Origin of the sequence: Pseudomonas sp. PAMC 29040, from assembly GCF_003994535.1 — a bacterium.
Classification (GTDB): domain Bacteria; phylum Pseudomonadota; class Gammaproteobacteria; order Pseudomonadales; family Pseudomonadaceae; genus Aquipseudomonas; species Aquipseudomonas paraversuta.
In genome coordinates, this window is the sequence record NZ_RZAA01000003.1 from 169,140 (window position 1) to 195,473 (window position 26,334).

Sequence of the window (26,334 nt, forward strand, 5' to 3'; positions counted from 1 at the left end):
GTTATTGAATAAAGCTCCTGAAGCGGGGCTTTATTCCCCTTGCCCTGTTTTTAGGAGCTGTTGTGTTGTTTAAATTGCATGCCCTCAGTGTTGCAGTTGCGTTGTGTTGCGCCTCTGTTCAGGCGTCGGCAACAGCCCCTGAAACCGCAGCAGTAAAAATGAAGTCCTCCCTGAGTTTGCTTGAGCAGACTCAGGGTCTTCCAAAAGATTTCCTTGAACATTTTTTCGATCTGCCCCTGGTGGTGCGGATTGAGCAAGACGGCAAGTTCCTCGGCGATGGTCGCGTGGTCTTGTCCCGTAATAACACCCTTCAACTGCTGGAGATGAGCGAGTTTCATGACAGCAAGCTCAGTGCTGCGGATCGCCAGCGCTGGACGGATTACCTCAGCCAGCCGCGCCCGCTCGGCGAGTGCACTGCCAGCTGTGACAATGGCCTGGTGGCCATGCATTACAGTCTGGAAAGCTCGCAGCTGTCGCTGGTAACCCGCGGTGCCGAGGTCAACCCTGAAGAAGTGCGCTATCACCAGCTGCCCGAGGGCGGCAGTCACGGCCTGGTGCTGCGTAACCAGCTCAATGTGTTTGGTGGCAGCGGCACGGATACCAATGGCCGTTACTCGGTGGATGCCCAGGGCAGTATCGGTAACTGGACCACGGTCGGTAATTACCAGGTGGACCGCAGTACTTATGAAGGCGCCGAAACCCGGCAGTCGATCCAGAGCCTGTACGGCCAGCGCGAGCACGAGAATCAATTTGTGCGCGCCGGTTTTTTCCAGCCCAACTTCCAGGGCGTGGCGCGTCAGCCCAGCGCCCCGGGGGCGGTGCCCAATACCATAGTCGGGCTTATGCTCGGTACCTCCGACATCCTGGCCATCGATAGCGCCAGCCCGAGCATTTATCCGGTCTATGTCACGGCCAATCGCCAGGGCACGGTTGAAATCTATCGCAATGGCAGCCTTATCTACACCCAGCCGGTAGAGCCCGGTTTGCAACTGATCGATACCCGGCGCCTGCCCGGCGGTATTTACGAGGTTGAGGTGCGTCTGGTGGAAGACGGCAATGTCACGTCCAGCGAGACCGAGCTGATCAATAAACCTGCGCACTGGAGCAATGCCCAGGAGCGCTGGCGCTACAGTTCGTTTGTCGGCCAGCAGCGTAACCTGCTGAACAGCTACAGCACCGACGATGCCAATGAGCTGGCGGTGGGCGGGGTGGTCAACTATCTGGCTCACCCGCGCGCAGTATTGGGCGCCATGGTGCAGCAGGTGGGCAAAGAGCGGTCCGTGGGTGGCTCGCTGAACTGGCACGCCAGCGATAGCGCCAATCTCTACGCCAATGTTTTTCACTCCAGTGAGTACGGGATGGGGCTGGATGTGCAGGCGATCCGCAACTATGCCACCGGTAGCATAATGTTCAACCACAGCCTGAACTGGCAGAACGCCGACAAGTACCTCAAGACCCAGGCCGGCCCCCAGCAGAACTCGGCCATCGCCCTCAATCACCGGCTGGACGACATCAACAGCCTGACGGCCCGTGCGTCATACAGCAATGGTGTGACCAATGGTGTGGGGCTGGACCTGTCGTTCAATCGGCGCTCCAGGTTGCTGGGCAGCGATGCCACCTGGCGCACCTCGGTGTTTGACCGACCGGCCACCGCCAGCAGTGGCAGTCAGCGCAATCGCGGGGTCGACGTAACCCTGACCATGGCCCTGGGCAGTGACGGCCGTCGCTACAACGTCGGTGCCGGTACCCGCACCGGGAGTACGGGCGGGCGTGACCAGTATGTCAATGCCGGAGTGTCCCAGGACCTGCAAGGCGGCTTGTTCAGCAATGTCAACGGCAATGTGTCGAGCGACCGCTATGGCGTGGGCCTGAACGGTGCGGCTTCCTTTGACACCGACCTGGTGCGCGGCGATGTGTTTGCCCAGCGTTCCTCCCTCGAGGGCGGGCTGAGCGGCGGGGTCAACCTGCAAAGCACCGTGGCCATGGGTGGCGGCAAACTGGTGACTGCCGGCAATGGCGTCAGCAGTGGCGCCCATACCGGGATGATTATTGATGTCGAGTCCGACTTGCCGGACCTGGGGTTGATGGCGCAAGACACCAATGGTGCCACCACTGAGCTCAAGCCCGGGCGCAACTTTGTGCCGGTGACCGCCTACAAGCCCGGCAACCTGCAGCTGGACTTTTCCGGCCGCGAAGCACCGGCAGCCTCGATTCACCCGTCAATGACCAGTTACCACCTGAACAAAGGAGGCGTGGCCTACCGTCAGGTCAAGGTCATGCAGACCCTGACCGTAATGGGTCAGGTACAGGATGCCGCCGGCAAGCCGCTGCGTGGAGCCCAGGTGCGCAACCACGCCGGGCGCAGCGTTGCCGAAGCGGATGGCTTTTTCACCCTGGAAATGAGTGCCCGCCAGCCGATGCTGGAAGTGTCCCACCCCAGTATCAAGGGCTGCACTTTCCATCTCGACGACAAGCGCTACCCGCGCGAAGGCGATGTGGTGATGGTGGGTAAACTCAAGTGCGACGATCTGAACACCAGCAAACCGTTGCTTAGTGCTAACGCCGAGTAGCAAGGATAAACATGAATATTATAGTTTTGATCAAACATAGCCGTAGCGCCTTGCTGTTATTGGTGTTGTTGGTGCTTGGGCAGCTGGTGTGGCTGGCACCGGCGCGGGCGGTAACTGTTGGTGTATATGCGGAGTTCACCCCCAGTCTGAATAATCCTAATAATAAGACGTTTACCAATACTTCGCCTTTAAGCGGTGTTTGTTCTAATGCCCACAAGGATTGGTGCAAAGCTAACAATGTGTTCAGTATCGGGATTCCGTCGACGGGCACAAAAAGAGGGAATGGTGTCGCGGATTTTGGTCGCAGTTCGATATTTTTTGGTCTGCCGGAACAGAGGGTAATTACGGTTGTGTCCGATACCGGCGAAACGGCGGATGTGATTTTTCGAATTACAGGAATGGCATTCAGGTACGTCCACGGTGACATGCCTGAGGATGGCTGGAGAAGCGATTTGACAGAGATTAGGGGGTGTCGGATAGCATTCAGCAATAATAATCATACTAACTCTTTGATGCGGATTATCATGCGAGACGATAATGGCGCGGGTGGGCGCAGTAGTTGTGCTTTTAAGATGCTGGCTGATAGAGAGTTTGGAAATTACGCGTGGGATATCGTTTATGAAATTGAGACTCCCGAGCCCTTGAATATGAAAAACGGTGTCTACAAAGGGATTGCCCATTATACCAGGGGGGGGGCGGGCGCTGATTTTGATATGGGGGATGGTGCGACTTTCGCTGATCCCTTTGTTTATATTGGCTTCCAACTTACCGTAAACCACCTGTTCGCGATCGACTTCGCGCCCGGTTACGAAACGGTCAATCTGCAACCCCTGGGTGGCTGGAACCAGTGGCAGGAGTTTGGCAAGGTGCCTGCGACATTGCGCAGGGATGTACCGTTCCGGGTCAGTGGCTCCACCGACTTTGCGGTGGATATCAATTGTGAGTACACGATGCCCGATGGCCGCTGTGGTATCTCCAATGGCCCCTCAACCGTCCCCCTGGACATTGCCATCACTATGCCGGGGTTGGTGGGGCATAAAGGCGGCATGATTGCCGAGGCGCTGAATTATCCGTTGCAGAAAGACGTGTTTGTACCGAGATTTAGCCCTATGAGGGAAGGCGCCGTGTTCCAGCGACCATCCTATCTGCGCTTTGAGGTCAATGGCGATCCGATCAAGGAAATGGTCACTCATCCGTCTACCGAGTACAAAGGCCGGGTAACCGTGATATTCGACGCCAATATATAGCCTTGCCTGTTGTCATCTGACTGGCCGGCCACAGTGGCTGCGGGGTTCATCCTCTGAACCCTGTGGCGCTGGCCAGTCAGTCGCATATCCGCTCTCTGCCGCCATGCGGCCTTCTCGAATACCTCCCATCCTCGCGCCAGTGTCTGGCTTTCGTGCCGCGCTTATCCTCCTGATGCCGCCTTTCAATACACAGCCTTGATACTTTACCTGCCTGTATAAGCCGGCTCGCAAGTGCATGGGCCAAGGTTGATCCCGTGTCTATCCCTCAATACCAGGCCCCCGGATTCTTGTCCTGGCAGGCTTGCGTCTGTTACTACCCACGCATCATTTACCCGTCATTCATTAATTCTCTATGCCGCGCTCAAAACTATGCCGGATAAATAACTTAGGATGAGTCCTAAGTTGATAGGTTGTTGGCGGTTTTTACTTCTGTTTTGGCCCATGACTCTTAGGAATAGCCATTTCTTTAAGACTATTCTTAATGTGTGCAGGTGTGTTTTTGTCATACTGCCCCACACAATTAAAGCGCTCGGCCTGAGTGGAATAATTTTGGAGTAGAAAATTTATGTGGCGCAGCGGGGCGATGAATATCGATGACTTTATCGTCGTTCTTTCCAGTCAGGAGGTGGGTGAAAACCTGGAATATGATTCCGAGTTTCTGGCACTTATGGATGAAGTGTCCAGCAAGGAAGAGTCGCAGTACGGCGATTATCTACATATTCCGGAGCCCATAGACTGGGCCTCTGTTGAAACACGCTGCATGGGTTTGTTCGGTCGTACGCTTGATCTGCGGGTCGCCGTATATCTAACCCTGGCCTGGCTTGAGCGAGAAGGGCTGGCGGGTTTGGCCAAGGGCTTGACGGTGCTCGATTATCTGGTGCGAGAGCGTTGGGAGCAGACCTACCCGCGCTTGAGTGATGAAGATCAATTCGACCCTCTGGTGCGGATCAATATTCTCGCGGAACTGGCGGTGCCCTCGGTGGTGGTGGCGACACTTCGCAAAGAAGTGCTGGCCAGGCTGCCCGGTGGCGAGTCCCTGTGCTGTGCCGATCTGGCGTTGATCGCCAGCGGTCAAGAGTCGCCCGAGCGCGACGCCTGTCTGCTGCGGCTGGAGAGCCAGATCGAGCCGCAATGCTCCACTGAGCTGATGCGCGGGCTGGGCGCGCTGAATCGGGTCAAGGGCTTGCTGGACAGCATCGGTCAGGGGCTGGATGAGAAAACCGGGCTCTGTGAAAGCTCGCCGCTGCAGCCGGTTTCGCGGTTGCTGGGGCAATGGATCCAGGTGGTGGACAGCCGTTTGCGCCGTACCTTGCGCAGCGTTGCCCCGGAGCCTGAAGTGGCCGTGTCTGCGTCTACGCCCGCCGCTGTTGTCTCTGTCGGGGGCGTGCGGGAGTGCCGCTCGCGGGAAGAGGTGCTGCTGGCCCTGGATGCCATTGCCGGCTATTACCAGCGCCATGAACCGAGCAGTCCCATCCCCATGCTGGTGCAAAGAGTGCGTCGCCTCGCCGGTATGGATTTTCTCGAAATCATGGCTGAACTGGCACCGTCCAGCGTCAGTGACATGCGGGCGCTGGCCGGTATTCAAGAAGAATAAATGTTGTTAATCGTGATTGAGGGTCAAGTATGTCCAGCACTGCAAGCAGTCAAAAATTTATAAATCGCAATCGTGCTCCGCGGGTCCAGATTGAATACGACGTCGAACTCTATGGCGCCGAAAAGAAAGTTGAAATCCCTTTTGTCAATGGCGTATTTGCCGATCTTTCCGGTTCCAATACCCAGGGGTTGCCCTCGGTGGCCGATCGCAAGTTTCTGGACATTGATGTCGACAACTTTGATGAGCGCATGAGTGCCATTGCGCCGGCGTTGAAGTTCAGCGTGACCAATGAACTGACCGGTGAAGGGCAACTGCCGGTCCAGCTGGATATTCAGCGCATGGATGATTTCAGCCCGGGGTCCATCGCCCGCAATATCGAGCCGTTGCGCAAGTTGCTGGAGGCCCGTAATCAACTTTCCAACTTGCTGACCTATATGGACGGCAAAAGTGGTGCCGAGCAACTGGTCGCCCAACTGCTCGACGATCCGGCATTGATGAACTCATTGCTGCAACAGGCCAAACCCGCCGTCCCCGCTGAATAAGGTTCCAATCATGCCTGCAACTGAACAGCTTCAAAGTCAAGATAGCCAGGCCACCACCCTGGAGGCCGACAGTTTTAGCAGCTTGCTGCAACGGGAGTTCAAACCCCGCAGCGAACAGGCCAGTGACGCCCTGCACACCGCGGTGCAAACCCTGGCCGAGCAGGCACTGGGTTCTGTGCACCTGATTGCCGATGACACCCTGAGCACCATTGAAGCGCTCATCGCCGCCATCGACAGCAAACTTTCAAGCCAGGTCAATGCGATCCTGCACCATGAAGCCTTTCAAAAGCTGGAGTCGGCGTGGCGCGGCCTGCATCACCTGGTGAGCAATACCGAGACCGATGAAAAGCTCAAGATCCGTTTTATCAACATCTCCAAGGCCGAGGTGGCCCGTGAACTGAAGAAGTTCAAAGGCGCGGCCTGGGATCAGAGCCCGCTGTTCAAGAAGATTTATGAGCATGAATACGGGCAGTTTGGCGGCGAGCCCTTCGGTGCCTTGATCGCAGACTACTACTTCGATAACAGCCCGCCCGATGTCGAGCTGCTGGCCTCCATGGCCAAAATTGCCGCGGCGGCCCATGCGCCGTTGATCAGTGCGGCCGACCCTGGCGCCCTGTTGATGGACTCCTGGCAAGAGCTGGCCAACCCGCGGGACCTGGGCAAAATCTTCCAGACCCCGGAGCATGCCGCCTGGCGCAACTTCCGCAGCTCGGAAGACTCGCGCTATGTGGGCCTGACCCTGCCGCGTTTCCTGGGGCGAATTCCCTACGGCGCCAAAACCGCACCGGTGGAAGATTTCAACTTTGAAGAAGTGACCCGGGGCGACTCGGCCAACTACCTGTGGGTTAACTCCGCCTATGCCATGGGCCTTAACATCAACCAGTCCTTCAAGCAGTTTGGCTGGTGTTCACAGATCCGTGGTATCGAGTCCGGCGGCGCCATCAGCGGCCTGCCGGTGCATACTTACCCCAGCGAAGACGGCGGGGTGGACATGACCTGCCCGACCGAAATCGCCATCAGCGACCGCCGTGAACTGGAGCTGGCCAATAACGGTTTCATGCCGCTGGTGCACTGCAAGAACAGCTCTGTGGCCGCCTTTATCGGTGCCCAGTCACTGCATAGCCCGCAGCAATACGACGACCCGGATGCCACGGCCAACGCCCGACTGGCCGCGCGCCTGCCTTATCTGTTCGCCACGTGCCGTTTTGCCCACTATCTGAAATGCATCGTGCGCGACAAGATCGGCTCGTTTAAAGAGCGCGCGGAAATTGAAAACTGGCTCAACGGCTGGATCAATCAATACGTTGACCTTAATCCGGCCACTGCCACCGATGCCGACAAGGCGCGTAAACCCCTGGCGGCAGCCGAGGTGGTGGTGGAAGAAGATGAAGGCAATCCAGGGTTTTACCGGGCCAAATTCTTCTTGCGGCCCCACTACCAACTGGAAGGTTTGACTGTTTCATTGCGACTGGTTTCCAAGTTGCCTTCGGTTAAAGCATAACGTTTAACAGCATTGTTAGCACAACAGGGCTTTCCCTGATGTGGTTCTTCACCCTGTGGTGATTATTCCTGGGAGTACATAATGATATTGGTAAAGTTTGATAAAGAAATCAAAGGCACCTCGACCGTTGAAAAGTATAAGGAGTGGATTGAATTTGAATCCTACTCGTTGAATGTATCGCGCCATGTTCAGGTGCAAGGCGCAGACCGTGATGTGGGGCAGGCGTTTATCTCTGAATTCATGTTGACCAAAGGCGCCGATAAAACCTCGCCGGAATTCTTTATCCAGTCGTTGGTGGGCACTGCATTTAAATCTGCGACTATCGTTGTGATGCATGCGGCCGGTGCGTCGAAAACGTCCCAGGTGTTGCTGGAAATTGAACTGACCCAACCCATTGTCAGCTCTTTTTCTACGCAATGTACCGCGAACAATCGTCCTACCGAACACCTGTCATTGAACTTCATTAACATCAAATATAAATACAACCACTTTGACGGTGATGTGAGTAAAGGCTCCGTTGAAAAATGCTATGACGTGATTGCCAAGGCTTAAAGCCTGGGCTTCAGGGTGCCCGCCCAAGTTGCAACAGGGCACCCTGAATTTAAAGTTGTGCCATGTCAGTCAGTTTATGTGCGACACGCGATCAGGGTATTGGTATGAACAGCAGGGCCTGTACATTACTGGAACGCTTGAGTCTTGGTCTTCATCCCCAAGTTCCGTCAATCCACTCTTTCAATAGAGAAACGCTTTTGTCGCGGCTGCGCTCGGACCTGAGCACGCTGCTCAATACCAGCGGGCTGGCGGGTGGCCAGGACCTGAGTGCCAGCCCTTATGCGGCGACCTCGGTGATTAATTACGGTATTGGCAATGTGGCGGGGCAAACCCTGTCCGGTCTTGCCCCGCACCTCCTGGAGCGACGTATTCGGCAGGCCATCTTTACTTACGAGCCGAGAATCATTCGCCATAGTCTGCAGGTGTCGTGGGTTGCCAATGGCAGTGAGCCCATGGCCGACATGCAATTTCTGATTCAAGGTCAGCTGCGTTGCGCGATGCAGGTGTACCCCTTCAAGTTTCGTTCTTTGTGGAATACCCAAAGCGGTGCGGTGCATATCGACACCCCTGACGGCGTGCAACACCATGGATGAGCGCCTGTTGCGCCTGTATGAGCGCGAACTGGAGTTTTTGCGCGAGGGGGCGGGTGAGTTCGCCCGGATCTACCCCAAGGTCGCCAGTCACCTCAACCTGGACTCCCGGCACGACCCCGATCCCGGCGTCGAGCGCCTGCTGGAGGGCCTGGGGTTTCTGACGGCGCGTATTCAATTGCAAATGGAATCCGAGTTTCCACACTTCACCAGGAATTTGCTGGAACGGGTTCAACCCCACTCTTTGGCGCCACTGCCGTCCATGGCGGTGGTGCAGTTAACCCCGGATCTGCATCAGGGCAGCCTGGTCAAGGGTTTCTCTCTGGCGGCCGACAGCGCTTTGAGTGCCTTCGCTGATGTTGAGGGCCAGAGTGCCCGTTGCGAATGGCGCAGCCTGCAGCCCGTGACCCTATGGCCATTGCAGATCGAGTCGGCAGAGTACCTGCCCAGTGCCAACCTGCTTTCGGGTGTGCCCGCCGGGCTCGCCGTGGAGGCTCATTCGGCCATCAGGCTGCGTTTGAAAACCACTGCAGGCACCCTGTTCAATCAATTGGCCCTGGAACATTTATGCCTGTACCTGGGGCGCCCCGGAGCGCCGACGCTGGCGGTGCATGAAGCGTTGCTGTCGCGCACCCTAGGCATTATCGCCAGGCCGTCGGGCAGTGATGATGACGGGTGCGAGGTGATCGAACCCTGGCACATCAGCCAGGTTGACATGGAGCCCGGGCAGGATGCGCAGTTCAAGCCGCGCGCTGGCGACGGGGCCGACGCTTTTGCCCTGTTGAGGCGCTTTCTGGCGTTTCCCGAAAGCCAGCGTTTCATCCGCCTGTGCGGCCTGGGACCTGCGGTTCGCCGCTGTGGCACCGACTCGCTGGAACTGGTGTTCTTGTTGGCACCCTTGTCAAATCCGCTCCCGGCGGATCTTGACCCTTCGTTTTTCAGCCTGTTCTGTGTGCCGGTGCAGAACCTGTTCAAAAAGCGCACCGACCGGATCAATCTGCAGCAGCACCGCACCGATATCGATGTGGTGGTCGATCAGGCCAACCCTTTGCATCATGAAATACATCAGGTGCTGCAGGTGCAGGGTTACTTTCGCGGCGGTCGCGAGCACCAGCGTTTCGTCCCTCTGTATTCGCCCCTGGCCGGCCAGGCCGAGGCCCGGGGCACGGGCTTTTTCCAGTCCCAGCGCAGGCCTTCACGGCCCATGGCGACGGGGTTCAATGGCCAGCCGCCCTACGCGGGCTGTGACCTGTCCATCACCCTGGTGGACCCCGAGCACCCGCCGTACCGCCCGGACCTGCATCAATTGGCGGCCGATGTCATCTGTTCCAACCGGCACCTGGTGCAGCACATCCGTTTTGGCAAGGGCAACACCGATTTCGTCCTTGAAGTCAGTGCGCCGGTGATCTCCATTCGGCGCCTGGCCGGGCCGTCGGCGCCGCTGTCCCTGCCGGTCTCGGGCGCAGGTCCGTGGAGCGCGATCCAGCATTTGTCGCGTAACTTTCTGCCGCTGGCAGATGCGGACGGTCAGGCGGGAGCCGCTGCCCTGCGCGAGATGTTGTCGCTCTACATCGCGTCCGATGATGCCGTGCTGCAACGTCTGCTCCAAAGCATCCTCTCGTTACGCGCCAGTGTCCTCACCCGGCGTCTGCCCGGGCCGGGGCCGGTGGTGTTCGGGCGCGGGCTGCAGTTTGAACTGACCCTCGACGATGCGGCGTGCGAAGGCATCGGTGCCTTTGTTTTTGGGGGCGTGCTGGAAGGGTTTTTCGCCCGTTACGCGGCCATCAATTCCTTTACCTGCACGGTGTTGTACACCCGGGGCCGGGGGCTGATTCACCGGTGGCCGGTCAGGGGTGGCCAATGCATGGTCCTGTAGATTTCTGGGCGCAACTGCAGAGCGCTGCCTGGCGCTTCGATTTTTTCAGTGCCTTGCGCTGCGTCGATGCCCTGGACCCGCGCACGCCAAGGTTGGGCACCAGCGAACACTTGCAGCAGGACCCGCTGCGTCTCGGGCAGGCAGTGTCGCTGGGCTTCGAGCCGGGGATGCTGCGCAACCTGCAACTGCGCGAGGGGCGGGCGGCCCGGCTGGCGGTTACGTTTTTTGGCCTGACCGGGGTCAACGGCCCGATGCCGCTGGCGTTCAGCGAGGACGTTTTGTCCCGGCAAATCAATCACAACGATTTCCTGCTGGCGGACTTTCTCGACATCTTCCATCACCGCCTGTTGTGCCTGCTGTATCGCAGCTGGGCGGTGACCCGGCCGGCGGTGTCGGCCGACCGTCCCGGGCAGGACCGTTTTGCGGATTATGTACAGGCCTTCGCGCCCCGTGGTGAGCGCTATTACGCCGCTCAGTATGTCGACCAGCGGCGTAGCGCCGAAGGGCTGCTGGCGGTGTTGCGCGACCATCTGCAAATGCCGGTGCGGTTGCAGCAATGGTTCGGCCGCTGGAGCGAACAAACCGCCCTGCAGCAACCCCGGCTTGGCGGCGCCGGTGCCGCACAACTGGGGCACAGCGCGTTGCTGGGGCGCCGGGTATGGAATGCCCAGCACAGCGTTCGCCTGGTGCTGGGGCCCCTGACGATTGCCCGGCTGGAGCAATTTTTGTCCGCCGCTGCGCTGTTACAAAGCCTGACCCGTTTGGTCGATGACTACCTGGGCAGCTGTTTTGAGTGGGATGTGCAACTGCTGATCGCCGATGAGGCTGAGCCGGCAGTGCGCCTGGGAGCCAACCAGGCATTGGGCCTGGCTTCATGGTTGCCCGGCACATCGCGTTCGCTTCATTCACGGGCTTGCGTCTTGAGCAGGGCCCGTCTTCACCGACTTCAACAGGAATTGAGCCATGACTGATATCAGCCGCGCCAAGCTATTTGGCAAACTTGACCACCTGGCGTTCCAGGCCATGGAGTCTGCCACCAGCCTGTGCCGTCTGCGCGGTAACCCCTACGTTGAGCTGGTGCACTGGTTTCAACAAATGTTGCAGGAGCCCGACTCCGATCTGCGCCGGATCAACGAACGGTTCGGGCTGAACAACGCCCGGCTGGTGACCGACCTGATCAACGCCCTCGAGCGTTTGCCTGCCCGCTCCGGGTCGGTGATTGACCTGTCTGGGCAACTGGACGAAGCCATGGAGCGCAGCTGGATATACGGTGCGTTGCAGCTCGATGCGGTGAAGATTCGCAGCGGCCATATATTGCTCGGGGTGCTGGGCACCAGTAATTTGCGCCATACCTTGTTCGCCATGTCGCGGGAGTTCGAAAAGATCAACCGCGAACTGCTGATGGAGCAGTTCAGCGAGATCGTGCAGCGTTCACCGGAACAACCGGCGACCTTTGTCGAGAGCGAAATAACCAATGTCCCGGGTCAGTCTTGCAGTGCCTTGCAGCGCTACACCAGCGATCTGACCGAGCAAGCCCGGCGCGGCGAACTGGACCCGGTGGTGGGGCGTAATGATGAAGTGCGCCAGTTGATCGATATCCTCATGCGCCGGCGCCAGAACAACCCCTTGCTGGCAGGCGAGGCGGGAGTGGGCAAGACCGCCGTGGTCGAAGGGTTTGCCCAGCGTATCGTTGCCGGTGACGTGCCCCAGGCGTTTCGCCAGGCACGGGTGCTGGCGCTGGATATCGGCCTGTTGCAAGCGGGCGCCGGGGTCAAGGGCGAGTTTGAGCAGCGCTTGCGCCAGGTGGTCGATGAGGTTCAGGCCGCGGCAGTGCCGACCCTGTTGTTTATCGATGAAGTTCATACCCTGGTGGGGGCCGGGGGGCAGGCGGGTACCGGTGATGCGGCCAATTTGCTCAAGCCGATGCTGGCCCGGGGTCAGCTGCGCACCATTGGTGCCACCACCTGGGACGAATACAAAAAGCACATCGAAAAAGATCCGGCCCTGAAAAGACGTTTCCAGGTGCTGCGGGTGGATGAGCCCAGCCCCGAAGTGGCGATCAATATGTTGCGCAGCGTACTGCCCACCTTGCAGGCACACCATCAGGTGCAAATTCTCGACGAAGCGCTGCATGCGGCGGTGAACCTGTCCCACCGTTACTTGCCTGAGCGTCAGCTACCGGACAAGGCCATCAGCCTGCTGGACACCGCCTGTGCCCGGGTGCGCATCAGTCAGCAGGCATTGCCGGGGGAGCTGGCAGACCATCGCGAGCGCCTGGCCTACCTGCACGCAGAAAAATCCATGGTGCAGCGCGAACAGGCCATCGGCCTGGGGGATCCCCAGCGTTTGCTCAACCTTGAGCAACAGCTGCGCGAAGAGCTGCATGACGGGCGAGGGCTGGAAGCGCGCTGGCAGATCGAAGCGGCATGGGTCGAGGAAATCCAGCAGCTGCGCGAACGCCTGCAGGCCGAGGATGAAGGCGAGTTTCCCGAGCGGGCAGCCCTGCTGGAGCGTGCCGATGCTTTGCAGCAGCGCCTGCAGGCCGCTCACGCCAGGACCGCGGCCCTGGTACTGCCCGATGTCGACGCCCAGGCCGTGGCGGATGTGTTGCAGGGCTGGACCGGGATTCCGCTGGGCACGTTGCAGCGCGATGAACTGGACACCATCCTCGATCTGGCCGCCAGCCTTGAGCACCGCATCATCGGCCAGCCCCATGCCCTGCAGGCGATTGCCAGCCGCATCCAGACCTCCCGCGCCGGCCTCGATCACCCCGGCAAGCCTGTGGGTGTGTTCATGCTGGCCGGTCCCTCCGGGGTCGGCAAGACCGAGACCGCGCTGGCCCTGGCCGAGCTGTTATATGGCGGTGAACACAACCTGGTCACCATCAACATGAGCGAGTACCAGGAGCCCCACAGCGTGGCCTCGCTCAAGGGCGCGCCGCCCGGCTATGTCGGTTACGGCGAAGGCGGCGTGTTGACCGAAGCGGTTCGCCGCCGCCCGCACTGCGTGATCCTGCTGGACGAAATGGAAAAGGCGCACCGCGACGTACATGAAGTGTTCTTCCAGGTTTTTGACAAGGGCTGGATGGAAGACGGCGAAGGGCAGGTCATCGATTTTCGCAACACCCTGATCCTGATGACCACCAACGTCGGCACCGAGGCGCTGTTCAACCTGCGCGGCGGCGAAACAGCCCAGGACCTTGAGCAGTTGCTGCGCCCGCAACTGCTCAACGTATTCCCCCCGGCACTGCTGGGGCGGCTGGTGGCCATCCCGTACTTCCCCCTGAATGACGAGATGCTGGGCAGCATTGTTGAAATGCAGTTGCAGCGCGTGGTGCAACGGGTGCAGAGCCGTTATCAGGTGCCCTTGCACTACGACGCGGGCCTGGTGGCGCATATCGTCGGCCAGTGCACCGACCGCCAGAGCGGCGGCCGTATGGTCGACACCATCCTCACCCGCGAGTTGTTGCCACAGATGAGCCGGGTGTTTTTGCAATGGACCAAGGATCAGAAAACTCCTAAGAGTCTGAGTTTGAAAATCGCAGAGGGCGGGGTGGGGCTGGAAGTTGAGATGTAAAGATAGCCGCAATGTTTTGGAGCTGGTTAATAGCCGCTCCACTATGTTTTCAGGCAGGTTTGTTGAGTCTCGTGCAGGTTAAACACTACATCTTTTGATGTTGAAGTGCTTTGGGGGATGCCTCTCGGAGCGGCTGGGTTGATGGTTTTAAATACTAAGGTAAGTTCAGAGTATGAGTTTTAAGCGGCTACACAAAGCGATTAATTATCACGAGCACTTGGAAGCAACTAATAGTGCAGGGCTTTGTTTGGGTCAGACATGGTTGTGGATGTCTGAAATTATAACGGGGGTGTCAGGCACCTTGTCGCCACCCAATTTTTTTATGGGGGGAAAGATACAGGCTGAGTACGAAGCTTATGATGATGCGGGTGGCAGCTCATTGGCTTTTATGAATAACAAAGTGTCTGAATTGCAGTTGAAAGTGCCGGATAAGTGCTTGGTGCGACGCAGTGTCAATGATTATGATTCCTCGGTTGCATTGGTGAATGGATTTTCGCTGCCGTCGGGTGAGAATGCGGTTGTTTATATGTCCTGGAAGATAGGTGCTGACAAAAGTCCGTTGCTCAAAGTAATGCGTAAATATGATAGTTTTCATGCAATGGCATTGCTCAAGTTGAAGAGTGATGGAAAAATCTATCTGTTTGATGCTAATTTCGGAGTCTTTGAGTGGGTGCGGGAGCCGGGCGTTAAATTAAAAACAGATGTCAAGAGGTATGTGCTTCAAAAGTACCATAGGCCTGTAGCGGCTATGCGAGGTGCCCTGATGCTGTCCACCAATAGTGATATACCGCTAAACTTTGAGCATGTCATTGTGTAGTGTCGACAGGACGTGGTTGGGCGTCAGCGTAAGTTCAGAAGTGCGCTTCAAGACGATAAAACTTTTTTCGCCATTTAGCGCTGGCTGCGTCCGCAATGGCTTGACGTGTTTCCTGAGTAACTCCAGGCGTGCGCCAGCGCTACGTCACTCAACGTTAGCGGTTTGGCGCTCTGGGTGGTGTTTAGTCGCCCCTCAGTGTGTTGATTGGCTGAACGATAAGGATTGTTGTTTTTTTAAGTCTGGATGTAAAAGGTGGATGTTGTGAATAAGGTCAGTATTCTGAAAGAGTGGAGCCCGGAGAAGTTGGGCGCGTCTCGGGCATTGGTTCATACGTTGCGTTACAAATATTTAATGGGCGTGGGTACGGACCTGAGCCCGTTATTATCCAGGCCGGCTGAGGAGGTGTTTAAAACCTGGGATGTGATCAGCGCATCGCTGGTTGATTTGGGTCGTATACAAGGAGCCAGTGCGGATTCAGACGCAGAAACCATGGCCTTTGGAGAGTTGGCCCTGGTGCTGGATGTGCCGATTCAAAACATCTTGGGCACCCATGCCTATGATGTAAGTTTTCCTAATCATATCGGGACACAGCCTGGAAGAAACGGCAGCACTCAGATCACCAATTCTTATGCCTTGGTGGATGCTATTTATTCCGGGGTAACGAAAAAACCGGGCAAGAAAGTGGCGGGCGGGTTTAATCAACTTTGTACGCCGATGGAATTGCTTGGGCGTACCGCCAGAGTTATGAGCAATCATAATGAGGTGCTGCTTGTGGGGCGTCCGCACATCAATATATATCAGGGCTTGAGGGTGACGAGCCCGATCAAGGTTCGTGAGGTGTGGGTGTTGTCCAAGACTCAGGACCTCAACAGAAAAGCGTTTCTGGTGTCGAAGGCGCAACAGATAATGGCCATCAATAAAATAGCCGGCTCGCCAAAAATCATCTTGTGACGCTGTGGAATATTAGCCTATACCAACGAGCTGCTAACAGCGTCTTGAGGGGGGCGACTGTATAAACCTTAAGTCCTTGCTGTTTTCAAAGTGCCATGGATTTAATTTGAAAGCGCCAGGGCTTAAGGTTGCTCTCGCTGAACTTGATAAGAAAGTTTACGTGGCAGATAAGCGCTTAAGCGGATTTTCTGTTTGCGGGTATCGTCTGAAAAAACTTATCAAGTTTAGGACTATTCCTATGTGATGGTGCCTGCTTTTCTTTAGGCTGCGCCCATCAGTTATTAGCTACCGGTTGTTACCTAAAGCCATGAATCATTACGCGGAGGGCTACCTGTGCCACAACAAGTTGTAATGGGCGCGCTGTTAAGTTGCTCATTTGGCGCAGCGCCCGCCAAGTTGGCGGTGTTGCCGGTCAACCGGGTCACCGCTGAAGGCCAGCCCGCGGCCACGATCATGGATCACAAACCGATGGTCAATATCGCGCCGTTCGGTGTCTGCAAGTCGATGGCCAACCCGGCGGTGTCTGCTGCCACGTCTGCGGCGATGGGGGTATTGACGCCCATGCCTTGCATACCGGCTACCAGCTCGCCCTGGACCCCCGGGGCGATAAAAACCTTTATCGCCGGGCAACCGGCGTTACACGGCAAATGTACCTGTATGTGCAACTGGGCCGGGGTGATCAAGATCGATCACCCCGGCACCGGTAAAACCCTGGTCAGTTGAGGAGCTGTTGTGCAATGAGTGATTCTTTGCTGCCACGTTGTGGTTTTACCGGGCCACCGGGCTCAAGTGCCTTGTTGTTTGCCGGGCTGCACGGTCATGAAGGCCTGAGCGAGCTGTTTGAGTACCGGGTGAAGGTGTTGAGCCCGGAAGGGGAACTGAACGCGGACGACTGGCTGGGCAAGGCCCTTGGGCTTGAACTTCATCATTCGGCACAAAACAGCCCCTCATCGCGCAAGGTGCATGGCCATGTCTGTGGCTTTCGGCGTCTTGGCGATGAGGGGCGATTCCCCTGTTATGAGTTTTTGCTGCGGCCCTGGCTGTGGTTTGCAAGCTGTGCCAGCAACTGCCGGATTTTTCAGAACCAGAGCGTGCTGGAGGTGCTCAAGGCTGTGCTGGCGCCTTACCCCGGCGAGGTGGAGTGGGCGGCGACGGAAAGCTATGCGGCACTGGAATATTGCGTGCAATTTGCCGAGACCGATGCCGCCTTTGTCAGTCGCCTGATGGAGGAGGCCGGTCTCTATTACTTCTTCCGCCATAGCGACGAAGGGCACAGTCTGGTGGTGACCGACTCGATGAGCGAACACCGGAGTCTGGAGGCCGGTGACACCCTGTACTGGCGGGTGGGCAGCGACGACAACTTCCACAGCCTTTGGGACTGGGTGCCGCAACAGGCCCTGTGCAGCGGTCGGGTGAGTGCCGCTGATTTTGATTTCAGCAAAGCCAATACCCGTGAGGCCAGCGTGCTTGCGGCGGCGGCCTCGATCGCCGCTGGCCATGATCAGGCCGGGTTTGAGCACTACCGCTACCCCGGTCATTTTAACAACAGCGCCAGCGGTGAGGCCGCGACCAAGGTCCGGGTGCAGGCTTTGCACGCGCTGCGGCAACGGGTCGGGGCCACGGGTTGTGCGCCTTATCTGTTGCCCGGTGGCACGTTCAAGTTGTCCGGGCATGCCGACCCTGGGCAGAACGCCGAATACTTGATTACCCGGGCCACGCTGACCGCCACTTGCAGGGTTTCGTCTACCGGGGTCAGCGCGCCGAGCTTCAGTTGTGATATCGAGGCCATAGGCAGCAATGCCCGCTATCGCGCCCCGGTCCAGACCCCGCGCCCCAGAATGCCCGGCCCGCAGACCGCCTTTGTGGTGGGCAAGGCCGGCGAGCAGCTATGGGTTGATGAATTCGGCCGGGTCAAGGTGCAGTTCCATTGGGACCGTGGCGAACAGACCGACGAAAACTGTTCCTGCTGGGTGCGTGTCGCCCAACCGCTGGCAGGGCAACGCTGGGGCGCGATTTTTCTGCCGCGCATCGGTCAGGAAGTGATTGTCGAGTTTCTTGACGGCAACCCGGACCGCCCTCTGATCACCGGCAGCCTGTACAACGGTGGCATGCGCCCGCCCCATGAATTGCCGGCACAGGTGGCGCGCAGCGGGATTAAAAGCCAGTCGCTGGGGGCCCGGGATGTTTACAACGAACTGCGTTTTGAAGACAGGGACGGCGCCGAACAACTGTTGTTCCATGCCGGGCGCAATCAGGACGTCACGGTGCGCAATGATGCCCTGGAGCATGTGGGCAACGACCGCCACGTGAAGGTGGGGGGCAATTCCTTCCAGCAGGTGCTCAAGGATGCCCATCAGCATCTGGGTGGCGAATTCAATGTGTACGTTGCGGGCGGCCATTCGCTGGAGGTGGTGGGTGACCGCAGCATCAAAGTCGGTGCCGGTTACTCGATGGAAACCGGTGCCGATCATCGGTTCAAAGTAGCAGGCGGCCATTCGCTGGAGGTTGCTGGCGACAGCGATACCAAGGTCGGCGGCAAGTTCCGGCTCGGCGCCACCAGCGTCGACCTCAAGGGCTCGCAGACCCTGACCCTCGAGGCGGGGCAGACCCTGACCCTCAAAGCCGGCTCCAGCACCCTGGTCCTGGGGCCCAAGGGGGTGGCGATCAACGGCGCACTGGTGACCATCGACGCCAAGGGCAAGGTGGACATCAACGGCGGGGGCGACAGCAGCGCCGATCCGGCCGAGGCACCGCAGCCCATCCCCACCCAGAAACCACAAATGCCCAAGCAACCCGAGGAAGCCGACCATGGTCGTGACTGACGTCCTTAGGCAGGTGCGCCGGCTGACGCTCTGCGGCGCATCGGTGCTGGTACTTGGCGGGATGCAGGGCTGCCAGATGTTCGGCTGGTTCCAGGACCCGCCACCCGATCCGTACCGAAGCCTGCAGGTCGAGGCTGCCCTCGATGTGAATCCGGATATCCATGGGCGGCCATCGCCCGTGATTCTGACGATCTACCAACTGAGTGATGCCAAGGCATTTCTCGCGGCTGACCCGGCCAGTCTGCTGGAACCGGGCGCAGAGCCGGCCAGCCCCGCCTGGTTGAAGCGCGAGACGTTCCAGTTAAGACCGGGGGAGGAGCTCAACCGGCGTTTTGTGCCCGAACCTGCTGTGCAGTTGTTCGGCGCAGTGGCGGAATACCGCGACCTGGAAAATGCCCAGTGGCGCACCGTGGAGGTGTTTCATGGGCAAACCCCCGAGTCGCTGCAGATCAATCTGCAACGGACCCGGGTTTCGATCCGCCTGATTCCATTACAAGGAGAAGCATCCAGTGTTCAGCAATGACCGGGTGCTGTGGTCGGAAGGGATGTTCCTCCAGCCGCAGCATTTTCAACAGCAACAACGCCACCAGCAGGCGCAATTGGTGCAGGGCCTGCAGGCTTTGCAAAGCCATGCCTGGGGCTTTACCGCGCTGAAGGTCGATGCGGCCCAACTGGCCCTGGGCTACGTGCAGTTACTGGAGTGCGCCGGCATCTTGCCCGACGGCACACTCTTCAATCTGGACACCGAGCAGCTGGCCCGCACCCGCTTTGTGGTGCCCGAGGGCGCACGGGAACTGGAGGTGGTCCTGGCCTTGCCCGCGCCGGGCATCTCGACTGTCGAAGTAAGCCGTGACAGCGGCCCCGACAGCCTGGCGCGCTACCGTCTGGTGGAAGAGCCGGCCCTGGATAGTTCGGCCCCCGACACGGGCGAGGCGACCCTGCAACTGGCGCGGCTGAACCTGATGCTGGCGGGCAAGCGCGACGTTGCACGGTCCCATGTCTATCTGGACGTGCTGCGCATCGCCGAGCGCAGCCCCGGTGGCCAGGTCAGTCTGGATGAGGGCTTTATCGCGCCGGTGTTGAACTGGCGTCTGGCCCGGCCCCTGGTCAGCTTTGTTGACGACTTTCTGAGCCGGGTCAAGCAGCGTGGCTACATGCTGGCGACCAATATGGGGGTGCCGGGGCTGGGCGGCGTGGCGGAGGTCCAGCATTTTCTGATGCTGCAAACCATCAACCGGGCCGAGTCCATGCTGGGTCATCTGGCGAGCTATCCGGGCTTGCACCCTGAGGTGCTCTACCGCGAGTTGCTGGGGCTGGCCGGGGAGCTGGCGATATTTTCTGAAAGCAGTAAACGGCCCAAATCCTATCCTGTCTATCGCCACGACCGGCTTGGCGAATGCTTCGCCCCGATCATGGACGATCTGGCCTATACCCTCAGCGCCCAGGCCGGTACCGATGTCATTCCTCTGGTTTTGCACGAGCGCGAACATGGTATCCGCTTTGCCGCCGTGCTCGACTCAAGCCTGTACGCCAGCGCCCGCTTTGTGCTCGCGGTGCGCGCCCAGGTGCCGGACGATGAACTGCGCAAGGTGTTCCCGACCCGCCTGAAAATTGGCCCTGCAGAGCGGGTCGCCGACCTGGTGGACCTGCAGTTGCCCGGGCTTGGCGTAAGTGTCTTGCCGGCCGCTCCGCGGGAACTGCCCTATTACGCGGGCTTCAGCTATTTCGAGCTGCAAAGCGATCATCCGCTGTGGCAGGAACTCAACACCGGTGCCGGTTTCGGACTCCATCTGGCCGGTGACTTCCCCGGCTTGCAACTGGCCTTCTGGGCGATCAAGGACCCTCAATGATTCGTCGTTTTGTCTCTCCGTTAGCCCGTATCAGGGCGCGTTTGCGTGCCTCTGCACAACCCGCCGGCCCGGCTGAAGCATTGCCCCCGCTGAGCAGCGACGGGCTTGGCCAGCGCGCCAGTGACCTGTTGTATGAAGTGGTACTGCTGCGCGGTCTGGAACGTGCGCCGGATCTGGATGAGCTGCGGGCCCGACTGGTCACCAAGGTGCGCACCTTTCATCGTCAGGCCATGGCTGACGGGGCTTCGCTGGATACGGTGGAACGGGCCCAGTACGCCATCTGTACCTTGCTCGATGAAATTATTTCGGGCTCCGAATGGGGGCGCGGCGGTTGGTCCAGACACAGTCTGTTGATGATCTTTCATGGCCAGACCTCCGGTGGTGACGGTTTTTTCGCCTACCTCGACGCCGCGGAACTCAAGCCCCAGGAAAACCTTGCCCTGCTGGAAGTGATGTACCTGTGCCTGGCCCTGGGGCTGGAAGGCCGCTATCGCATCCAGAGCGAGGGGCGCGCGGCACTGGCGCTGCGCCGCAACCAGCTGTTCGAAACCATCCGCCTGCAACGCGGCTACCTGCCCAAGGCCCGCCTGGACGAGCATTTGCGTTCGTGGAGTCGCGGCTACTTCAGCCGACGCCAGCGCTATGTCTGGTGGGGCTGTGGCGCCCTGTTGCTGGTGCTGGCGGCGGGCCTGACCTGGCACCTGGAAAATCGCGCCTATCAGACCCTTTTACGTTTGCAGGCACTGGAGCAGGCCCCGCTGATCAGCTTGACCCAGTCCCTGGCCGAGACGCTGTCGGCCGATTTGCGTGCGGGGCGTCTGAACCTGCTCGAAGACGGGCAGGGGGTGCGCATCATCATCAGTTCCTCGGGCCTGTTCGCCACCGGCGGCAGTGAAGTGGCGGCGCCCTATGAGCCAGTGTTGTCGCGCATTGCGGCGGCCCTGGAGCAGTGGCCGGTGCAGATCAAGGTGATCGGGCATAGCGATGACACGCCGGTGGCCAGAGGCCTGGGCTCCAATCAGGCCTTGTCGCTGGCCCGTGCCGAGGCGGTATTGCACAGGTTGCAGGGCAATCAGATCGACCCGGCGCGGTTTAGCGCTGAAGGACGTGGCGAATTCGAACCTTTGTTCGCCAATGACAGCCCGGACAACCGGGCCCGTAACCGTCGGGTCGAAATCTTTGTGTACCCCGCCGAGCTGTAAGCCGGGCGCCTTCCCTCAACCTTCTACCTTGCGGATGTTGCTGCCATGCTCCTGCGTGTTTTGAAAACCCTGCTGCGGGCCTCGCCCTGGCTGCTGGGGCTGCTATTTACGATGTATCTGATCCTGATCCATGGCCCGCGCCTGGCGGTTGACGGTCATGTACCGCTGGCCGCTCTGGTGGTGCGCCTGCTGCTGTGTGGCGCGCTGCTGCTGGTGGCCGTCCTGCTGGTCTGGCTCGGGCGGCGTGGCAAGCAGCAGGCCGAGCCGCAAGCGGTCGCCACGGCAGCGGTGCTCGACGAGTTGACGGAGCGCGAACTGGCATTGCACGAACGGCTGTGTGCATGGCGCCAGCGCACCGGGGGCAAATTGCCGGGGTTGCTGGTGATCGGGCCGGCCGGGGTCGAGAAGGGGCCCTTGCTCGGGTTGCCGGCCAATGCCGATGAAGACTTGCGCTGCAGTGCCGTTGACGGCTATGGGCTGTTTGAAATCGGCGGCCACCTGGTGAGCCAGCGCCACCCGCAGGAAGTGCGGCTGTGGCGTCGCTTGCTGGATGACCTGGGGCAGTCGGGCGCCTCGGGTCAGCATCCGCGTGGAGTGATCCTGGTGCTATCGGCCGCCCGGCTGCAGGGCGCGACAGAGGTGGAGCGGGACCAGATTGCATTGAGCCTGCGCGCGCGTCTGGAAGAGCTGGCCAGCCGCTTCGGCAAAGGGCTGACGCTGCAGTTGATCATCAGTGAATGCGAGCAGTTGCCCGGCTATGGCGAATCACTGGCCTGGCTACCGGCGGACCGCCGCGAGTTGAGCGTGGAATTCGCCCCGGCCACCCGCAACCGGCACTTGCTCGCCACCCTCGAACAGCGCATGGCTGCCCTGATCGAGGGCCTCGACAGCAGTGAGTTCGAGCGCCTGCAGCGCGAGCCGGATGTTCAGGTGCGCGCCCGGCTGTATGGCTTCATACCGATGTGGCGAGGGTTTGCACTGACATTGAACGGGCTGCTGAACACAGCGCTGGCCCAGGAGCCGGGCATTGCTCAGGTCGCCTTGCAATCCATACGTTTCAGCGCCCGGGCAGCCACCCCGGAGTCGCCGGCGCCGGCCCTGCTGCGGGCCTTGCAGACCTGCCGCCGGCCGGGCCGGATACGCACCCCGTTGCGTCAGGCCGGCGCCTGGTGGCGACCGCGGGCGCACTATCTGATGCTGGTCGCCAGCCTGCTCGCCGGGTTGTTGTTACTCAATCTGTACCGTGATCAGGACCGGCGCCTGGAGCAGGTTGATCAACACATCGCGGCATTGCAGCAGGCGCTGCCCCATGGAGCACCCGTCGCGCTGGGGGCCGGGGCACTGCTGCGGCTGGACCGGCTCGCCGGCATAGCCCGGCTTCTCGATCGGCGCTGGAGGGTCTGGGCCACCGATCGCCAGTTACGTCAGTTGTCCGGGCAGTTGTATGCCCGGGATCTGCAGCAGGTTTTGCTGGTGGATCTGTTGCAGCGCTTGCATGGCAGTTTGCATGGCACTACTGACGAGGGGCTGCGCGAGAGCCTGGGGCTGTATTTAATGCTCGGTGGCGAGGCGCCCATGGATGCCCGCTCATTGCGTGACTGGTATGCCCGGGCTGCGGGCGGCCCCGGTGAAGCCTACCGCCTGCGGCTGGATCAGCATCTGCAAGGCCTGCTCAAGGGGTTGGCGCAGTCCGGCCCGGTGCCGCTGGATCGCGGCCTGATCGAGCAGGTGCGCAACCGGCTGGCGGCGCAACCGCTGGCCCAGCGTTTATACGAACAACTGCTTGAGGGGATGCGGGGTCAGGCCCTGGCCGAGTTCAGCATTGCCTCGGTGCTGGGGGCCGAGGGCATGCTGCTGTTCGCCCGGCGCAGCGGCGAAAGCCTGGTGGAGGGGGTGCCGGGGTTGTATACCCGGGAGGGTTATCGGCGTTTCGAGACATTGCTCGAGCCCTTGCTGACGGTTGGGTTGCTGCAAGAACGTCGACTGCTGGGGCGCTCCGAAGTGCTGGCTCTGGAGCCTGTCAAACGCGAGATTCTGGCGCTCTATCATCAGGACTACATTGCCCATTGGGAGGGTTTTTTCGACGATCTGCAAATCGCCGGCCTGGACCAGCATGAACACCTGCCGCGGCGGTTGATGCAATTGGCCCGGACCGATTCGCCGCTGCTGGTATTACTGCAGGCCGTCGCCGGGCATACCCAACTGACCCCCGCAGCATCCCCAGAGGGCTGGCTGGATATGGCGCAAAAGCAGGCGCAGCGTCTTCAGCCTGTGGCCGAACCGGGCGAGACCGCTGCCGCGCCCCCGGAGCATCCGGTGACCCGGCACTTCCAGCCTTTGCATCGCTGGCTCGCTGCTTCGGCACCCGAGCCGCCGGCCCTGGCAGTGCGCGCAGCAGTCAAAGGTGCCGCTTTATTGATGCAGGCCAATCAGAAAGCGCCTTCCCTGAAAGTCACGGTGCCGCCCAATGAGGTGTTGCAGCGTTTGAATGAGGAAATCGAGCAGTTGCCCGGTCTGCTGCAGCCGGTTTTCCTCGACGTTGCCGAGATTGGCCAGCAGCAAGTACAGCAGCAGGGCCGACGCTCGCTGGCCACTGCCTGGGCCGCTGAAGTGGCGCCATTGTGCGAGCGCGGACTGAGCGGGCGTTACCCGTTTGCGGGTGACTCGGCCAGTGACGTCAGCCTCGAAGACTTCAACCGGATGTTTGCCGCTGACGGGGCACTGCAAGGCTTTGTCCAGCAACATCTGGCGGGCTTGCTGGATACCCGTTCGCGTCCGTGGCGCCTGGGTGACAGCCTTGGGGGCGAGTCCCTCGGGGGGGCGTTACTGCTCGCCCTGGAACAGGCCGGGCAGGTACGTGCGGGTTTTTTTCCGGCAGGCGGGACCCAGGCAGGCTTCGAATTTGAGCTCAGCCCGCTGACCATGAGCGAGCGCATCGCCAGCTTCACCCTGCACATCGATGACAAGCGCCTGGACTATCGGCACGGACCGTTGCGCGGGGTGACTTTCGGTTTTCCGGGCAAGGCCCTGGGGACGCAGATTCGCCTCTCGGCCACCTTGCTCGATGGCCGCACCCTTACCCGGCGCACCGAAGGGGCATGGGCCTGGTTTCGTTTGCTTGATCAGGCCCGGCAGATACCGACCGACAATCCCCAAGTCCGGCAACTGGTTCTGGACTTCGAAGGGGAGGAAGTGCGCTTGCAGCTGCGGGCAGGGCGCCAGGGCATGGCTTTGGGTCGTGAAGCGCTGAATGGCTTCCGCTGCCCGTCGATTGGCACTTCAGCTGAACCGCTTCAGCTTTCAGAGCTTTCCTAAATACAGTAACCCGTTGTTCATATAGCTTTCTCTGCGTCATCGGACCTGACCGTCATCTGGACGGTTTCAAACCTTGAGGCGGGTGAAATAATCATTCCGTTGCGATTGCTGCCACTCCTTTAAACGGGGCGCGCCTGTAACCCGTCTCCCGCGATGTGCGTCTTGAAACCCGGATCAACAGCCGTGAGTGGACGTTAAGCTGTGCACAACATCGCCAACTCGGCTTTTACGCAGAAACAGCCGAATTGCGCAGGCTTGTGCGGTGCCAATACTGCTTTGAGTTGGTTCAAGGTGCTGGCCGAGCAAGGTGTCGTCGAATGATGCCGAGGGGGGATTTGATCGGTAAGAGTATTTCTGCTTTTTAACTAAAAGCACCCGGCCTGCAAAAGGTATTTGCAACAGTCAATGCTTATAAAGGAGTTTCTGATGGCTTCATTATTACGGCCGGCCCGGCTGATGCTGCTGGATGATCACGACCTGGTCTTGCAGGGTATGTTGCAACTGTTGAGGCAAGAGCAGGATATGGAAGTCGTCGGGCACTTCACCCGCAGCCGGGAATTGATTGATGCATTGAGCCAGCCCGGCATGGAAGTTGACATAATCATCATGGATTACACCCTGAGTCCGGGGGAAATTGACGGCTTGAATTTGATTCGCGGTTTGCGGCTTCGCTTTCCGGATATTCATTTACTGATTATTTCGGCATCCCACACTCCTGCAACTGTGGCGCTGGCCCTGCGTTGCGGAGCCAAGGGGTTTATCGGTAAAGACATGTGCTCCAGTCAACTGGCGGTTGCCGTACGCAGACTGGTGGGCGGGCGCGGTTACCTGCATCCGCAGATGGAGTCGAATCTGCAATACAACGGGGTTTCCATTGCTCAGGGGCAGCGCAATGGCCTGGCCAAACCCACCGGGGTGGACATGCTGGTCAGAACCAGTGAGTTGTCATTTCGTGAACGTGAAGTATTGCGTTGTTGTCTGGATGGCATGTCGGTCACGCAAATCGCGTTGAAATTCGAGCGCAGTGTCAAAACCATCAGTACTCAAAAGCAGGCCGCCTTTAAAAAGCTCGGGCTGCGCAGTGATAATGAATTGTTTAAGATTCGCTCGCAGTTTGAAGGTGATTAAGTGATGGCCGCTGTTAGTGGGTCGGACACTATTGGGTTCTAATAATGGCCTGATTTTTGCCGGGTTATTATAAGAATGTTCTTATTTTTGATTTTTAGAGTGCTGCTATATTTTTTTAAATGCCGTCTGCTGATTCAGAAGTATGTCTGTTGCTCAAGCAGTACTGCGTTGGAGGGGATGGATTCCCCGTAGAGTCTACTT

At 59.3% G+C, this 26,334-nt stretch carries 19 protein-coding genes; all 19 read left to right on the forward strand.

Annotated elements, in window-relative coordinates; all coding sequences use genetic code 11:
- The first annotated feature begins 158 nt into the window (after positions 1-158).
- The 19 genes from WG29040_RS06185 to WG29040_RS06275 all read left to right on the forward strand — a co-directional run bounded on the left by WG29040_RS06185 (position 159) and on the right by WG29040_RS06275 (position 26,133).
- A complete protein-coding gene (locus WG29040_RS06185) occupies positions 159-2,570 on the forward strand; it encodes a TcfC E-set like domain-containing protein (RefSeq protein WP_127195855.1) in 2,412 nt (803 codons plus the stop codon).
- Between the two features lie 11 nt (positions 2,571-2,581).
- Positions 2,582-3,817, forward strand: a complete 1,236-nt coding sequence (locus WG29040_RS06190; protein WP_127195856.1) for a hypothetical protein — start codon at positions 2,582-2,584, stop codon at positions 3,815-3,817.
- A gap of 583 nt (positions 3,818-4,400) precedes the next feature.
- Entirely contained in the window at positions 4,401-5,411 is a 1,011-nt protein-coding gene (gene tssA / locus WG29040_RS06195; RefSeq protein ID WP_256681526.1) for a type VI secretion system protein TssA, read from the forward strand.
- Between the two features lie 29 nt (positions 5,412-5,440).
- Positions 5,441-5,953 (forward strand): type VI secretion system contractile sheath small subunit, encoded by a 513-nt coding sequence (gene tssB, locus WG29040_RS06200; protein WP_127195858.1) that lies wholly within the window; start codon positions 5,441-5,443, stop codon positions 5,951-5,953.
- Positions 5,954-5,963: 10 nt separating this feature from the next.
- Positions 5,964-7,454, forward strand: coding sequence for a type VI secretion system contractile sheath large subunit (tssC, locus tag WG29040_RS06205; RefSeq protein ID WP_010656799.1), 1,491 nt, complete (start codon positions 5,964-5,966; stop codon positions 7,452-7,454).
- A gap of 81 nt (positions 7,455-7,535) precedes the next feature.
- On the forward strand, positions 7,536-8,006 hold the full coding sequence (locus tag WG29040_RS06210; RefSeq protein WP_127195859.1) for a type VI secretion system tube protein Hcp: 471 nt from the start codon (positions 7,536-7,538) through the stop codon (positions 8,004-8,006).
- A 104-nt stretch (positions 8,007-8,110) separates the two neighbouring features.
- Positions 8,111-8,599 carry a type VI secretion system baseplate subunit TssE gene (tssE, locus tag WG29040_RS06215; protein ID WP_127195860.1) on the forward strand — a complete coding sequence of 163 codons (489 nt, stop codon included), beginning with the start codon at positions 8,111-8,113 and terminating at the stop codon, positions 8,597-8,599.
- The gene (gene tssF, locus WG29040_RS06220) at positions 8,592-10,472 is read left to right on the forward strand and encodes a type VI secretion system baseplate subunit TssF (RefSeq protein ID WP_127195861.1); all 1,881 of its coding nucleotides are present in this window, start codon (positions 8,592-8,594) and stop codon (positions 10,470-10,472) included. Before tssE ends, tssF begins: the two co-directional genes overlap by 8 nt.
- A complete protein-coding gene (gene tssG / locus WG29040_RS06225) occupies positions 10,457-11,443 on the forward strand; it encodes a type VI secretion system baseplate subunit TssG (RefSeq protein ID WP_127195862.1) in 987 nt (328 codons plus the stop codon). Before tssF ends, tssG begins: the two co-directional genes overlap by 16 nt.
- Positions 11,436-14,048: a type VI secretion system ATPase TssH gene (gene tssH / locus WG29040_RS06230; protein ID WP_127195863.1), complete on the forward strand. Its 2,613-nt coding sequence runs from the start codon at positions 11,436-11,438 to the stop codon at positions 14,046-14,048. Before tssG ends, tssH begins: the two co-directional genes overlap by 8 nt.
- A gap of 172 nt (positions 14,049-14,220) precedes the next feature.
- Positions 14,221-14,865, forward strand: a complete 645-nt coding sequence (locus WG29040_RS06235; protein ID WP_127195864.1) for a hypothetical protein — start codon at positions 14,221-14,223, stop codon at positions 14,863-14,865.
- Between the two features lie 261 nt (positions 14,866-15,126).
- Positions 15,127-15,816 (forward strand): hypothetical protein, encoded by a 690-nt coding sequence (locus tag WG29040_RS06240; protein ID WP_177412932.1) that lies wholly within the window; start codon positions 15,127-15,129, stop codon positions 15,814-15,816.
- A gap of 351 nt (positions 15,817-16,167) precedes the next feature.
- Positions 16,168-16,539: a DUF4280 domain-containing protein gene (locus WG29040_RS06245; protein WP_003446719.1), complete on the forward strand. Its 372-nt coding sequence runs from the start codon at positions 16,168-16,170 to the stop codon at positions 16,537-16,539.
- A 14-nt stretch (positions 16,540-16,553) separates the two neighbouring features.
- Positions 16,554-18,638, forward strand: a complete 2,085-nt coding sequence (locus tag WG29040_RS06250) for a type VI secretion system Vgr family protein (protein ID WP_127195866.1) — start codon at positions 16,554-16,556, stop codon at positions 18,636-18,638.
- Positions 18,625-19,161, forward strand: coding sequence for a type VI secretion system lipoprotein TssJ (gene tssJ, locus WG29040_RS06255; RefSeq protein WP_127195867.1), 537 nt, complete (start codon positions 18,625-18,627; stop codon positions 19,159-19,161). The genes WG29040_RS06250 and tssJ overlap by 14 nt, the downstream gene beginning before the upstream one ends.
- Positions 19,148-20,488, forward strand: coding sequence for a type VI secretion system baseplate subunit TssK (tssK, locus tag WG29040_RS06260; protein ID WP_127195868.1), 1,341 nt, complete (start codon positions 19,148-19,150; stop codon positions 20,486-20,488). Before tssJ ends, tssK begins: the two co-directional genes overlap by 14 nt.
- Positions 20,485-21,690, forward strand: coding sequence for a type IVB secretion system protein IcmH/DotU (icmH, locus tag WG29040_RS06265; protein WP_010656792.1), 1,206 nt, complete (start codon positions 20,485-20,487; stop codon positions 21,688-21,690). Before tssK ends, icmH begins: the two co-directional genes overlap by 4 nt.
- A 45-nt stretch (positions 21,691-21,735) precedes the next feature.
- Entirely contained in the window at positions 21,736-25,005 is a 3,270-nt protein-coding gene (gene tssM / locus WG29040_RS06270) for a type VI secretion system membrane subunit TssM (protein ID WP_127195869.1), read from the forward strand.
- Positions 25,006-25,431: 426 nt separating this feature from the next.
- Entirely contained in the window at positions 25,432-26,133 is a 702-nt protein-coding gene (locus WG29040_RS06275) for a response regulator transcription factor (RefSeq protein WP_127195870.1), read from the forward strand.
- The last annotated feature ends 201 nt before the right edge of the window (positions 26,134-26,334 follow it).

Excerpts from the sequence above, each read along its gene's own strand:
- tssM (WP_127195869.1), top strand. The coding sequence starts at position 21,736 with ATGCTCCTGCGTGTTTTGAAAACCCTGCTGCGGGCCTCGCCCTGGCTG.
- WG29040_RS06245 (WP_003446719.1), top strand. The coding sequence starts at position 16,168 with ATGGGCGCGCTGTTAAGTTGCTCATTTGGCGCAGCGCCCGCCAAGTTG.
- WG29040_RS06210 (WP_127195859.1), top strand. The coding sequence starts at position 7,536 with ATGATATTGGTAAAGTTTGATAAAGAAATCAAAGGCACCTCGACCGTT.
- tssG (WP_127195862.1), top strand. The coding sequence starts at position 10,457 with ATGCATGGTCCTGTAGATTTCTGGGCGCAACTGCAGAGCGCTGCCTGG.
- tssB (WP_127195858.1), top strand. The coding sequence starts at position 5,441 with ATGTCCAGCACTGCAAGCAGTCAAAAATTTATAAATCGCAATCGTGCT.
- tssE (WP_127195860.1), top strand. The coding sequence starts at position 8,111 with ATGAACAGCAGGGCCTGTACATTACTGGAACGCTTGAGTCTTGGTCTT.
- tssF (WP_127195861.1), top strand. The coding sequence starts at position 8,592 with ATGGATGAGCGCCTGTTGCGCCTGTATGAGCGCGAACTGGAGTTTTTG.
- WG29040_RS06190 (WP_127195856.1), top strand. The coding sequence starts at position 2,582 with ATGAATATTATAGTTTTGATCAAACATAGCCGTAGCGCCTTGCTGTTA.
- WG29040_RS06250 (WP_127195866.1), top strand. The coding sequence starts at position 16,554 with ATGAGTGATTCTTTGCTGCCACGTTGTGGTTTTACCGGGCCACCGGGC.
- icmH (WP_010656792.1), top strand. The coding sequence starts at position 20,485 with ATGATTCGTCGTTTTGTCTCTCCGTTAGCCCGTATCAGGGCGCGTTTG.
- WG29040_RS06185 (WP_127195855.1), top strand. The coding sequence starts at position 159 with ATGAAGTCCTCCCTGAGTTTGCTTGAGCAGACTCAGGGTCTTCCAAAA.
- WG29040_RS06235 (WP_127195864.1), top strand. The coding sequence starts at position 14,221 with ATGAGTTTTAAGCGGCTACACAAAGCGATTAATTATCACGAGCACTTG.
- tssJ (WP_127195867.1), top strand. The coding sequence starts at position 18,625 with ATGGTCGTGACTGACGTCCTTAGGCAGGTGCGCCGGCTGACGCTCTGC.
- tssH (WP_127195863.1), top strand. The coding sequence starts at position 11,436 with ATGACTGATATCAGCCGCGCCAAGCTATTTGGCAAACTTGACCACCTG.
- WG29040_RS06275 (WP_127195870.1), top strand. The coding sequence starts at position 25,432 with ATGGCTTCATTATTACGGCCGGCCCGGCTGATGCTGCTGGATGATCAC.
- tssC (WP_010656799.1), top strand. The coding sequence starts at position 5,964 with ATGCCTGCAACTGAACAGCTTCAAAGTCAAGATAGCCAGGCCACCACC.
- tssA (WP_256681526.1), top strand. The coding sequence starts at position 4,401 with ATGAATATCGATGACTTTATCGTCGTTCTTTCCAGTCAGGAGGTGGGT.